The organism is Klebsiella sp. HMSC09D12, from assembly GCF_001808475.1.
GTDB lineage: Bacteria > Pseudomonadota > Gammaproteobacteria > Enterobacterales > Enterobacteriaceae > Klebsiella > Klebsiella oxytoca.
In genome coordinates this window covers 55666-67859 of sequence record NZ_KV793503.1, presented here as the reverse complement: position 1 = coordinate 67859, position 12194 = coordinate 55666, and the positions used below count along the sequence as shown (strand labels likewise).

The 12194-nt window shown below is 55.9% G+C and carries 8 protein-coding genes; 4 read left to right on the top strand and 4 right to left on the bottom strand.

Annotated features, from left to right (window positions below):
- Nucleotides 1-176: 176 nt before the first annotated feature.
- Nucleotides 177-1832, bottom strand: coding sequence for a malate dehydrogenase (quinone) (gene mqo / locus HMPREF3178_RS22775; RefSeq protein ID WP_016807963.1), 1656 nt, complete (start codon nt 1830-1832; stop codon nt 177-179).
- Nucleotides 1833-2131: 299 nt separating this feature from the next.
- Nucleotides 2132-3037, bottom strand: a complete 906-nt coding sequence (locus tag HMPREF3178_RS22770) for an N-acetylmuramic acid 6-phosphate etherase (protein ID WP_004113377.1) — start codon at nt 3035-3037, stop codon at nt 2132-2134.
- A 377-nt stretch (nt 3038-3414) separates the two neighbouring features.
- Here HMPREF3178_RS22770 and HMPREF3178_RS22765 point away from each other — a divergent pair, with 377 nt between their 5' ends.
- Together HMPREF3178_RS22765 and dcuR are read left to right on the top strand one after the other, a co-directional pair.
- Nucleotides 3415-5034 carry a sensor histidine kinase gene (locus tag HMPREF3178_RS22765; RefSeq protein WP_016807964.1) on the top strand — a complete coding sequence of 540 codons (1620 nt, stop codon included), beginning with the start codon at nt 3415-3417 and terminating at the stop codon, nt 5032-5034.
- Nucleotides 5031-5750, top strand: a complete 720-nt coding sequence (gene dcuR, locus HMPREF3178_RS22760; RefSeq protein ID WP_016807965.1) for a two-component system response regulator DcuR — start codon at nt 5031-5033, stop codon at nt 5748-5750. The genes HMPREF3178_RS22765 and dcuR overlap by 4 nt, the downstream gene beginning before the upstream one ends.
- Here dcuR and HMPREF3178_RS22755 read toward each other — a convergent pair.
- The gene (locus HMPREF3178_RS22755; protein ID WP_004102540.1) at nt 5731-6681 is read right to left on the bottom strand and encodes an FAD:protein FMN transferase; all 951 of its coding nucleotides are present in this window, start codon (nt 6679-6681) and stop codon (nt 5731-5733) included. The two genes, dcuR and HMPREF3178_RS22755, sit on opposite strands and share 20 nt — an antisense overlap.
- Nucleotides 6682-6746: 65 nt before the next feature.
- Nucleotides 6747-9524, bottom strand: a complete 2778-nt coding sequence (locus HMPREF3178_RS22750) for a flavocytochrome c (RefSeq protein WP_004113380.1) — start codon at nt 9522-9524, stop codon at nt 6747-6749.
- Between the two features lie 627 nt (nt 9525-10151).
- Between HMPREF3178_RS22750 and HMPREF3178_RS22745 the strand changes: the two genes are divergently transcribed.
- Nucleotides 10152-11657 carry an anion permease gene (locus tag HMPREF3178_RS22745; RefSeq protein WP_017145769.1) on the top strand — a complete coding sequence of 502 codons (1506 nt, stop codon included), beginning with the start codon at nt 10152-10154 and terminating at the stop codon, nt 11655-11657.
- A 52-nt stretch (nt 11658-11709) separates the two neighbouring features.
- On the top strand, nt 11710-12194 hold a 485-nt coding region (locus HMPREF3178_RS31895), incomplete at its 3' end, for a fumarate hydratase (protein WP_228705148.1).

Below are 12194 nucleotides of genomic sequence, written 5' to 3'. Positions count from 1 at the left end.
TCTCTTGTGATTTCAAGACAGTATAACCGCAATTCACAATTGAAGGATTAGCCGGAAGGGGGATATCGCCGGGGGAAGAGATTTTAGCAATTTAGCGTTTTCGCCGGGGCAGCGAAGAGAGGCCAGTAGGCCCGGTGAGGCGTCAGCCGCCACCGGGCAATGTCAACGACGTGGGCTTATAGCGCCATATCGTGCTGCGGCGATGTTTCCGCCTTCGGCTCTGCCGGTTTGGCGGTCATTACCGGAGCGGAGACGTTCATTTCAATCACCGGCGGTTTGGTGAGCTGTAGCGCCGCTGCGGTATCATCCCACACCTGCTGGGTCAGCGCGACGTTGCCGTTCAGCTTCTGGCCATAGCTCGGTACGATATCGCGAATGCGGCTCTGCCATTCCGGGGAATTAAACTGCGCCGGGAACATCTGCTTGATCACGTTCAGGGCAATCGGCGCGGCGGTGGAAGCCCCCGGCGAAGCGCCCAGCAGCGCGGAGATGGTTTTCTGTTCATCCACCACCACTTCGGTACCCAACTTCAGTACGCCGCCCTTCTCGGCATCTTTTTTGATGATCTGCACGCGCTGGCCAGCCTGAATCAGCTTCCAGTCCTCTCTGCGCGCGCCAGGATAGTACTCTTTCAGCGCGGCAAAGCGGTCATCGTCGCTGAGCATCACCTGGCTGATGAGGTATTTCACCAGGTCAAAGTTATCCAGACCGACATGAGTCATCGGCAGCACGTTACTGGTAGTCGTGGTGCTCAGCAGGTCGAGGAAGGAACCGTTTTTCAGGAACTTAGTTGAGAAGGTCGCAAACGGCCCAAACAGCACCACGCGCTTGCCGTCGAGGAAGCGGGCATCAAGGTGCGGCACCGACATCGGCGGCGCGCCAACCGAAGCCTGACCGTAAACTTTTTGACGATGCTCGTTGGTTACTGCCGGGTTTTCGGTCATCAGGAAGGAGCCGCCCACAGGGAAACCGGCGTAGTTATCCGCCTCCGGAATACCGGTTTTTTGCAGTAATTTCAGAGCACCGCCGCCGGCGCCGATAAATACGTATTTCGCATCGATCGCCCGCTCTTCGCCGCTATTAACGTTTTTGATTGTCACGTGCCAGGAATTATCAGCATTGCGTTTAAAGGCGGTCACTTCAGAAGACGTTTGCAGGGTGAAGTTGTTATTTTTCTTCAGACTACCGATCAGCTGACGGGTTATTTCCCCATAGTTTACGTCGGTACCCACCGGTGTCCAGGTCGCCGCCACGCGCTGCTGCGGATCGCGACCTTCCATGACCAGCGGCGCCCACTGTTTTATTTGTTGGTGATCGGTGGAGAATTTCATCCCCTGGAATAAGGTCGTTTGCTGCAGCGCGGCATAGCGCTTTTGCAGATAATCCACGTTATCGCCCCAGACAAAACTCATATGTGGGGTGGAGTTAATAAAGGAGTGCGGATCGTGCAAAATGCCGCGCTTGACCTGCGCCGTCCAGAACTGGCGGGAGATCATAAATTGTTCGTTAATATCCAGCGCTTTGCTGACGTCAATGGTGCCATCCGGGCGTTCCGGCGTATAGTTCAGCTCCATATTCGCGGAGTGCCCGGTACCGGCATTGTTCCAGCCGTTAGAGGACTCCAGGGCGACGCCATCCAGCTTCTCAACCATGACCTGATTCCAGTCCGGCTGTAACTCATGCAGCCAGGTTCCCAGCGACGCGCTCATGATGCCGCCGCCGATCAGCAGGAAATCGGTTTTTTTCGAGGTATCGTCATTTGCGAAGGTCGCCGAGCTGACGAACATCGCTAATGCGGTCATAGATATAATCGTATTTTTAATTGCAGGCATAATAGAAATATCACATAGCACAAGTGTAATAAGAGCCTGCATATTAACGCACTTTTACTTTATTTTAAAATGTCATTTACACATTCGCACGCATAGCTAATTATTGTTAACCTGGTTTTTTAACTTAAAAAAGTAAAATATTGCCCAAAGCAATAAATATGCATCGGATGGTATATTTACAACCCGCAAAATTAAATCAGAGTAAACGGATGGTTAGTGAGGAATAAAATTGCCGTACCGGAGGAATGATATTGCCTTCATCGGCGCGTATTGCGCAAATACGCGCCGCCAGGTTAAGTTCAGGCCACCGGCTGCGCTGCCCGTAGCGCAATCCGCAGACTGTCGTTATGCTCTGCCAGCAGCTCGCGCGCCTGCCAGGCATCCAGCCCGCTGAGAAGCATCAAGATTGCCGTCCGGCAGTGCTGGTTGCAGCTGGCCAGCGCGGCTTTGGCCTCACTGCGCGAGCACGCCGTCGCCGCCATTACGATGGCAATCTGCCGCTCGGCCCAGCGCGGCGTGCTGGCCTGCAGATCGACGCGCAGGTTTTCATACACTCGCCCGCTACGAATAGCCAGCCCGGTGGTCAGCATATTGAGGATCTGTCGCTGCGCAATTTGCGCCTTCGGATTGCCAAAGCCCGCCACCGCTTCCGGCCCGGTTTGCGGGGCGATAATAATATCCGCCAGCTGGGCGGCTTCGCTATTGGCCTGCTGCGTCAGAACCGCAATTGGCGCGCCCAGCGACCAGGCATGGCGCATCGCCCCCCAGACCCACGGAGTCTTGCCACTTACCGTCAGCGCCAGCAGCATATCCTGGTTGCTGAACTGTAACGCCTGTAGTTCAAAGGCGCCAAGATCGTAATCATTCGCCGCGGTTTCCATCTCCTGCAGCGCAGCGGCAGGGCCGCCGGCGATAAGTCCGACCAGCGAATGTTTCCCCTCCGGCGTAAACTCACTTACCGTCTGCACGGCGGCACGACCTGACGCCCCGGCACCGATAATCACCAGTCGCCCTCCCCGACTCAGCGTCGCCGTGGCGTTATCAATCAGGCGCGCGATCTCCGGCAAACATGCTTCGACCGCTTCGGCAATCTGCCGATCGTCCTTATTCAGCAGCGTCAGCATATCGAGGGTGGCAAGACTCTCTATATGGGTAGTTTCAGGGTGGCGTCGTTCCATCATTGAAGCGGTTGGCTTACTGCTCATAAAAACCTCCGTTTAGAACCGAAAGAACCTTCGGGGGCGAAAGCGCTGGCCTGCGGCAAACCCTTTCATTGACCATGGCTATTAATTGCAGTGTAAAGCTTTCATGACGCGCTTTACCGCCACGGGAGTCACAGTTTTGCCCCCCTGAAGCCATTCAGCCATCGACTGGTCGTTATTCAGGCAATGGTCCGTTGAGCGCAATGATTTTTAACCAGGTAAATATACGGCACGCTTCGCCCGCAGGAAACATCCGGAATAAACCCCAACGCGATCTTCAACGCTGGCGTATCAGAGTTATTTGGCTTTTATTACACGGCTTTATGAAAGCCATGCATTCAGCGATAATACCTATCTAACCGTTTTATCCTGGGGTCGGTATGAATGAATTAGCGCAGCAGGCAGCGCCCGCGCGTAAACGCCCGATGAGTATGAAGCTGAGCACCGCCGTGACCTTAATGATTGGCAGCGTCATCGGTTCCGTATTGATTCTGGTCTACGCCCTGTGGTTTATGCAGATAAGCGGCGCAACCCGCGATGGCGTCAAGGATACCGCGCTGGCGGTGGCGCGGACGCTGGCCGACTCCCCGGAAGTTAAGCGGGGTCTGACGCTGCCGCCTGAACGCGGAATCATTCAGCCGCTGGCTCTGGCCGTCAGCAAACGCAATGGCCTGCTGTTTGCCGTCGTGACCGATATGGACGGGATTCGCTACTCGCATCCTGATGGCCAGATTATCGGCAAACCCTTTATCGGCGATGACATCCTGCCTACGCTGAAGGGCAAAGAGAATGTAGCCGTCAATCACGGCGTGCTGGCCCCCGCGCTGCGGGTATTCACCCCGGTCTTTGACGATAGCCGCCGGCAAATCGGCGTGGTGGCGATTGGTATTTCGCTGAGCAAAGTCGATACGCAGATCGCCGACAGCCGCTGGGATGTGCTCCTCACCGTACTGTTCAGCGCGCTGGTTTGCGCCGTCGGTACCTGGAGCCTGGTTCGCGGCCTGAAGCGCGTTCTGCTGGGCCTCGAGCCGCAGGAGATCTCAACGCAGTTCCAGCAACGCCAGGCGATGCTGCATTCATTAAAAGAGGGGGTGGTGGCGGTAGATGCCGACGGCAAGGTGACGCTGATTAACCCCGCCGCGCGCGACGTTCTGTTTAGCGGCCCTGGACGCGATATCGCGCAAACGCCGCTGCTGGCTGATTTGCAGGAAGTTTTACATACCGGCGAGCCGATCTACGATCGGGAGCTCGGCTGTAATGGTCTGCTGCTGATCAGTAATACGGTGCCGGTCCGCAGTCAGGATGAGGTGGTCGGCGCGATTAGTACCTTCCGCGACAAGACCGAAGTCAGCCAGCTGCTGCAGCGGCTTGACGGGATGGTGAACTATGTCGACGCCCTGCGCACCACCTCACATGAGTTTATGAACAAGCTGCACGTAATTCTCGGCCTGTTGAATATGAAAAGCTACGATAAGCTGGAAGAGTACGTGCTGCAGACCGCCCACACCTATCAGGCGGATATCGGCGAAATCCAGCATCGGATCAAATCGCCAGTGGTGGCCGGCTTTTTGATCGGCAAAATACAGCGCGCCAAGGAGCGAGGTTTTACCCTCACCCTTGCCGAAGAGAGCCTGGTGCCGGACTGCCCGAATGAAAAACAGGTCACCGTGCTGGTCACGGTGCTGGGCAACTTAATCGAGAACGCGCTGGATGCTATGAGCGGCCAGGCCGAAGGCGAAGTCGGCCTGCTGCTGCATTATCAGAACGGCTGGCTGAGCGGCGAAGTCAGCGATGATGGCCCCGGCATCCCGGCAGACTTTATCGAGGATATTTTTAATAAAGGCTTCTCCACCAAAGGCGAAAATCGCGGCGTCGGGCTGTTTCTCGCCAGCCAGCAGCTTCGTGAACTGGGCGGGTCGCTGGCCGTAGAATCCGAGCCCGGTGTGTTTACCCAATTTTTTGTTCACCTCCCCTGGGACAGTAAAAGGAAAAGTGCGTGATAAATGTGTTAATTGTTGACGATGATGCCATGGTTGCTGAACTGAACCGCCTGTACGTGGGACGAGTCAGCGGCTTCCGCTGTAGCGGCACTGCGTCTACGTTGAGTAAAGCCAGGGAGATGATTAACGACAAGGATCTGGAGATAGACCTGGTGCTGCTGGATGTCTATATGCAGCAGGATAGCGGCCTGGATCTGCTGCCCGCTATCCGCGCCTCGGGACGGGCCATCGACGTGATTATGATCACCTCAGCCGCTGACGCCGCGACGGTTCAGGCTTCTATGCGCTACGGCGTGGTGGACTATCTGATCAAACCCTTCCAGTTTCCGCGTTTTGAAGAGGCCCTGACCGCCTGGCGCGAAAAACGTAAGCTGATGACCGGTCAACCCTATTACGAACAAGCGGACGTTGACCGGCTGCTGCACGGCAATGTGCCGGATGCCGCGGATGCCCGTAAATTGCCGAAAGGCTTAACCCCCCAGACGCTGCGTACCCTCTGTCAGTGGATTGATGCCCACCCGGACGTGGAGTTTTCCACCGACGAACTGGCGGCGGCGGTGAACATATCTCGGGTCTCGTGCCGTAAATACCTGATTTGGCTGGCGCAAATTAACATTCTCTATACCAGCATTCATTATGGCGCCACCGGACGTCCGGTGTATCGCTATCACCTGATAGCCGAGCAATACAATCTGCTTAAGCAGTACAGTCACTAAGCCGGTAGCCGTCATCCAGCAGCTGAAAGCGGAACCGGCGCTGTGAAGAGAGGATAACGTCGCGGTTTTTGGTAACGAAAATCGCTTCGATATCCTCACGCTGGCGCAGGGCCGCGCAGCCTTTCTCCACGCCAAGGCCATAAATCAGGGTCGTCCAGATATCGCCGTCCAGCGAGTCGGCGGAAATAATGGTTACGCTTTCCAGCTCATTATCCAGCGGATAACCGCTGCGTGGATCGAGTATATGGTGCCAGCGTTTGCCATCCTGCTCGAAATAGCGTTCGTAAATGCCCGAGGTCACCACCGACTGCCCCGCCACCGCAATGCTGCCGATCAGCGCATCCGCCGCTGAGTACGGCTTTTTCAGCCCGATAGACCACTCACCGAGCGTGTGGACGTTGCCGCCGAGATTAATCAGCGCGGCGTTTATGCCTTGCTGCTGCAAATAGTCGCGCACCCGATCGGCGATATAGCCTTTGGCAATGGCCCCCAGATCGATCTCCATCCCCGTCCGCGCAAGGTAGACGCTGCTGGCGGCATCATCGAGGATCACATCCTGCGGACGCGTTAGCGCCAGTCGGGCGGCAATATCGGGTGCCGCGGGCACGCTGCGGCCCTGAAAGCCGATGCGCCACAGCTTCACCAGCGGGCCAATCGCCAGATTAAACGCGCTGTCGCGCACCATGCTGGCGGCTTTGGCGCATTTGATCAGCGCGTAGACCGGACGGCTTACCGTCACCGGATGCCGCCCGGCGGCCTGGTTGATATCCATCACCTGGGAGTGCGCGCGGTTAACGGTGAAAAGATCTTCGTAGCCCTTAATCAGCTGAAAAACGCGTGAAGCGAGCGGTTCATCGTGAACATAGAGCTTGAGGAGAATGGGCGAACCCATCAGCACGGCGGAGTAGCTGTAGACGCGGTTGTCGGACATATCATACTCCTGAGAGATAAGAAGCCGGGCCGTCTATTTGCCAGCCCGGCAGGTGTCGCTGACGCTTAACCTCTGGCGCGTTTCGCCGCCTGATGGCCCGCGAGGGTACCGAAGATAATGATATCGGCCACTGCGTTACCGCCGATGCGGTTACCGCCGTGGATGCCGCCAACCACTTCACCTGCGGCAAAAGCGCCCGCAATCGGCTGTTGACCGGCGTTCAATACCGCGGTTTCCGTATTGATGGTCACGCCACCCATCGTGTGGTGAACCCCCGGGGCGATGCGAATCGCATGGTACGGGCCTTCATTAATCGGCGCGCGCAGCGCGGTAGTGCGGCCAAAATCATCGTCATGCTGTTTTTCAACAAAGCCATTATAGCGTTCCAGCGTATCGAGGAAGGCATGGTAATCCATCCCCAGTTTCTCCGCCAGCTGGCGCGGCGAGCTGGCGCTGGTGACGAAACCTTTAGCAATGTACTCGTCGGCGGCTTTGTTTTTCGCCCGGACGTGCTCGTCAAAGATGATATAAGCGAAGTGCTCCGGCAGCGCGATAATCGCGGCGGAAACCTTATCGCGGGTCTCCATTTCGTTGAAGAAGCGGTTGCCCTGCTGGTTCACCAGAATCGCCCCGCCGCCGCGGATCGACTCGGAAATCAGATACGAGGTTTGCTGCTCGACGGTCGGGTGAATCTGGATTTCGCCCATATCCACCGTCCCTGCCCCGATGCGTTCAAGCAGCGCGATACCGCCGCCGGTCGCCCCTCTATGGTTGGTGGTCACGAAGCCGGCCAGATCCGGGCGGTATTTCACCACCATCGCGCTGTTGGCACTGAAGCCGCCGGTAGCCACGACAATGCTCTTCGTCTGTACCACAACGGTTTCTTGTTCATCGTTAAGCAGGCGTACGCCGCTCACCTCATCGTCGGTCATCAGGATCTCTTCAACCGACGTATCCAGCAGGACATCGATCCCGCGTTTAGTGATATTACGCACCAGGCCGCTGATCAGGTAGCCGCCGACCGCCGACCCGTCGCGCGGACGGTGGGTGCGGTCGATGCTCATCCCGCCGGTAGTGGTGATATCGTTAAGCATAATGCCGCGACGCGCCAGCCACTCAATGGCTTCCGGCGCATTTTCCACGAAGCGGCGCAGCAGCTGCGGGTCGTTTTTGTTCTTACCGCCTTTCAGCGTTTCCTGGTAAAACAGCTCTTTGCTATCTTCAATACCTTTCACGCGCTGGAAGCGGGTCTCTGCGGCGTTCATCCCGGCTGAAGCTTTAATCGTGTTGCCGCCAATGGTCGGCATTTTTTCAACGATCAGCACGCTCGCGCCTTCATCGTGCGCCTGAATCGCCGCCGCCAGCCCGGCTCCGCCGCTGCCGACCACCACCACATCGTAGCTTTTCGGCGCCGCTTCGCCCGCGCCCTCTTCGGCGGCCAGCGCTTTACTGGACTTCAGCATCGCTTTGGACACCGCTTTTTTCACCGCTTCGCTCTGGCTGGTTGCGCCAGAAATCGCATCCACGTGCGGAGTATTAGCGCTGAGAATACGTTCGCGGATCTCTTCAAAGCTGGTGGTGAACTCGACGGTCTGCACCGGGCTTGCCGCCAGCTCGATATCGGCGATGCGGTCGTTTTCAAGGCTGACGTTGATAACCAGCTCGTTGGCGTCGTCCTGAACGGTTTCGACGAACATCCCCGGTTTGAATTTGGCGTCGCCCATGCTCATATCGCGGATCATTGCCTCCACCAGCGAGAAGCGCCACAGCGGTTCCGGGATGTTCAGAGCTTCACGCTGGGTGCTGTCAATAAACAATTCCAGCTCTTCGCCGGCGGCAATGCGCGCCGCCCAGTCAGGGTAAGCAATGCAGGCACGCCCCACCGCCATCAGATCATAGCCATGATCCAGCCCCTGCTCCGCATCGGCTGCGTTAACGACCCCGCCCACGCCCATCACCGGTACCTGAGCCAGGGTTTCAGAGCGCATGGCGCAATATTTTTCAATTAGCGGCGTGGGATCGGTGGTATCGACAATCGACGGGCGCAGCGTTGCGCCAACGGAGAAGTGGAGATAATCCACGCCGCGGGCGGCCAGCTTTTCCAGCAGATACAGGGTGTCATCAAAACGGATGCCCGGGACTTCCATCTCTTCCGGGGAGAAACGATAGCCGATGATAAAGGCATCGTCGGCGTACTGGCGGGCCATTTTATGAGTGATATCCAGCACTGCCAGCGGGAATTTCGCTCGATTGTCGCGGCTGCCGCCCCACTCGTCGTCGCGCTGGTTAGAGTTTGGCGAATAAAATTGCTGGATCAGATAGGTATTCGCGCCGTGAATTTCTACGCCGTCGAACCCGGCCAGAATGGCGCGGCGCACGCCGTCGCCAAACTTCGCGATCATGCCTTCAACTTCATCACCGCTCAGCGCGCGCGGCGTCGCAGCGCCATCGCGCGGCGCGGCAATGGCGCTGGGCGCGACCGGCTGGCGTCCGCCGATAAGCTGCGGATCGACCATCCGGCCGCCGTGGTAAATCTGCAGAATCGCTTTTGAGCCTTCCGCTTTGATAGCGGCGGCGATTTTCGCCAGTCCGGCTATTTTTTCATCGTTATCGATGCCGATAGCGCCCGGGAACGCCAGGCCGTAATCATCGATAAAGCAGCATTCAACAATGATGGTGCCGATACTGCCGGCGCGAGCGCGATAGTACTCCACCAGTTCGCTGGTTACGGTTCCGTCAAAATAACCGGTACAGGTTGTCATCGGCGCCATTAACAGGCGGTTTTTAAGCTCGGTACCGTTCGGTAAAGTAAAAGGACGCAAAATTCGTGGATAACTGGTCATAATGACGCTCCAGATTATAAATATTAAAAATTGAGAATCAGGCGACGGAATTGTTTTTGCTTGTATTTAGTAATCCCTTAAGTCATGCCCATAATATAGCGCTTTTTTTAGTTACCAAAGATATTACGTTAGTTAAAAAACTATTTAATACCAGCAATAACACCAATACCTCCTTTGTATTATTAATTAAAAATAAATTATTCACAAAAACAGGACTAATCATAACAATCAGGAAACCATTGTTAACATGAGCCCCCACCAGGAAACCAATAAATACACATATATTTCAACAAGATAAATTTTAATTACTTTATCGCGCTCAATTTATATTTAACATCTATCTATATTTCATACAAATAAACACCTCACTAAACAGGGTTATTAGAGATAATAAAAATTTACTCAACAACCCGCTTTTTTTGATCTCAATCAATTGCAATACCGCATGAAAGCGCAATATATAAATAACCAATCTTTTTAATTTAGCGCCCAACAAAAAGCGTTAAATAATGGTCATCGGCATAACCAGAATCGACGATTAATAATTAAAGTAAGTTTTGCAACTAAAGAAATCGAAAGGCTGGTCGGTGACAAAACCCAATTTTTAACTACTTGCAGATACTCATTATGAAAGAGAAAAAGACAACCATACCGCCTGCCGGTGCAGCCCCCCAGGCTGCTTATAAACGTCTACTGATGATGGTGATGCCCATTATCGTTGCCGTCCTGCTGTTGTTCATCCCGGTGCCCGAGGGCCTGCCCCCTTACGCCTGGCACTACTTTGCCATTTTCGTCGGCGTCATCGTCGGTCTAATCTTTGAACCGCTGCCCGGCGCGGTCATCGGTATTACCGGCGTGGTGGTGATTGCCCTGTGCAGCCAGTGGCTGCTGTTCAGTCCTGAACAGCTCGCCGCACCCGGCTTTAAGCTTGCCGGCGCCTCCTTTAAATGGGCGGTGAGCGGTTTCGGTAACTCCACCGTGTGGCTGATCTTCGGCGCCTTTATGTTTGCCGCAGGCTACGATAAGACCCAGTTTGGCCGCCGTCTGGCGCTCATTCTGGTGAAATATCTTGGCCGCCGTAGCCTGACGCTGGGCTACGCCATCACCTTCGCCGATCTGCTACTGGCGCCGTTCACCCCCTCCAACACCGCGCGCAGCGGGGGGACCATCTACCCGATTATCGCTAACCTGCCGCCGCTTTATGGCTCAAAACCCAATGACCCAAGCGCGCGCCGCATCGGCTCCTACCTGATGTGGGTGGCGATCACCGCCGCCTGTATCACCAGCTCGATGTTTCTCTCAGCTCTGGCGCCGAACCTGCTGGCTCTGGCGCTGGTGAAAAGCATTGTTGGCATCAATATCTCCTGGGGCACCTGGTTTATCGCTTTCCTGCCGCTGGGTATCCTGCTGATTCTGGCAATGCCGCTGCTGGCCTACTGGTTCTATCCGCCAGAAGTCAAAGTCAACGATGAAGTGCCGCTGTGGGCCGCCCGCGAGCTGGAAAAACTTGGCCGCCTGTCGCGCAATGAAATCCTGCTGCTGGTCTTCGTCTGCTTCGCGCTGATGATGTGGATCTTCGCCGCCGAGTGGATTGAACCGGCGCTGGCCGCCCTGCTGGTTATCGTGCTGATGCTATGGACCGGCGTACTCTCATGGAACGATATCACCAGTAATAAAGCGGCATGGAATACCTTCGCCTGGTTTGCGACCCTGGTGGCGCTGGCCGACGGTCTCTCCTCCACCGGCTTTATCGCCTGGCTGGGTAAAGAAGGCGGCGCGCTAATGAGCGGCATCTCTCCGGGCGTGGCTACCGTTATCCTCCTGCTGGCGTTCTATCTGCTGCACTATCTGTTTGCCAGTACCACCGCCCACACCACCGCGCTGCTGCCGGCGATGCTGACTATCGCCTCCACCATCCCGGGTATGAACATGCAGGTCTTCGTGCTGCTGATGGTGACCTCGCTCGGCGTGATGGGGATTATTACCCCCTACGGTACCGGCCCCAGCCCGATTTACTACGGCAGCGGCTATCTGCCGACCAAAGACTACTGGCGTCTTGGTACGATTTTCGGCGCCATCTTCCTGGCTGCCCTGCTGCTGATTGGCTATCCGTGGATGTCCATGATGTTCTGATTCATAACCGCCGGGGCCAACTCCGGCGGTTTTACTCTTAGGGAGCAAAGCAATGTCGACTAAACCTTTTGTCTATCAGGAAGCCTTTCCGTTAGCGCAAGATAAGACTGAATACTATCTGCTGAGCAAGGATCACGTTTCCGTGACCGAGTTCGAAGGTCAGGAGATCCTCAAAATCGATCCTCAGGCCCTCACTCTGCTGGCGCAGCAGGCCTTCCACGATGCGGCATTTATGCTGCGGGTGGATCATCAGAAACAGGTCGCGCAAATCCTTCTCGACCCTGAAGCCAGCGACAACGATAAATACGTGGCGCTGCAGTTTCTGCGCAATTCTGAAATCGCGGCGAAAGGCGTGCTGCCCACCTGCCAGGATACCGGTACGGCGATTATTATGGGCAAGAAAGGCCAGCGCGTATGGACCGGCGGCGGCGATGAGGCGGCCCTCGCCCGCGGCGTCTATAACACCTATACCGAAGACAACCTGCGCTATTCGCAGAACGCCGCGCTGGATATGTATAAAGAGGTCAACACCGGCAC

What these genes read in the sequence shown, in the direction of transcription:
- HMPREF3178_RS22750 (WP_004113380.1), bottom strand. Translation starts at nt 9,524, where the DNA reads ATGACCAGTTATCCACGAATTTTGCGTCCTTTTACTTTACCGAACGGT.
- HMPREF3178_RS22765 (WP_016807964.1), top strand. Translation starts at nt 3,415, where the DNA reads ATGAATGAATTAGCGCAGCAGGCAGCGCCCGCGCGTAAACGCCCGATG.
- mqo (WP_016807963.1), bottom strand. Translation starts at nt 1,832, where the DNA reads ATGCCTGCAATTAAAAATACGATTATATCTATGACCGCATTAGCGATG.
- HMPREF3178_RS22745 (WP_017145769.1), top strand. Translation starts at nt 10,152, where the DNA reads ATGAAAGAGAAAAAGACAACCATACCGCCTGCCGGTGCAGCCCCCCAG.
- HMPREF3178_RS22770 (WP_004113377.1), bottom strand. Translation starts at nt 3,037, where the DNA reads ATGAGCAGTAAGCCAACCGCTTCAATGATGGAACGACGCCACCCTGAA.
- HMPREF3178_RS22755 (WP_004102540.1), bottom strand. Translation starts at nt 6,681, where the DNA reads ATGTCCGACAACCGCGTCTACAGCTACTCCGCCGTGCTGATGGGTTCG.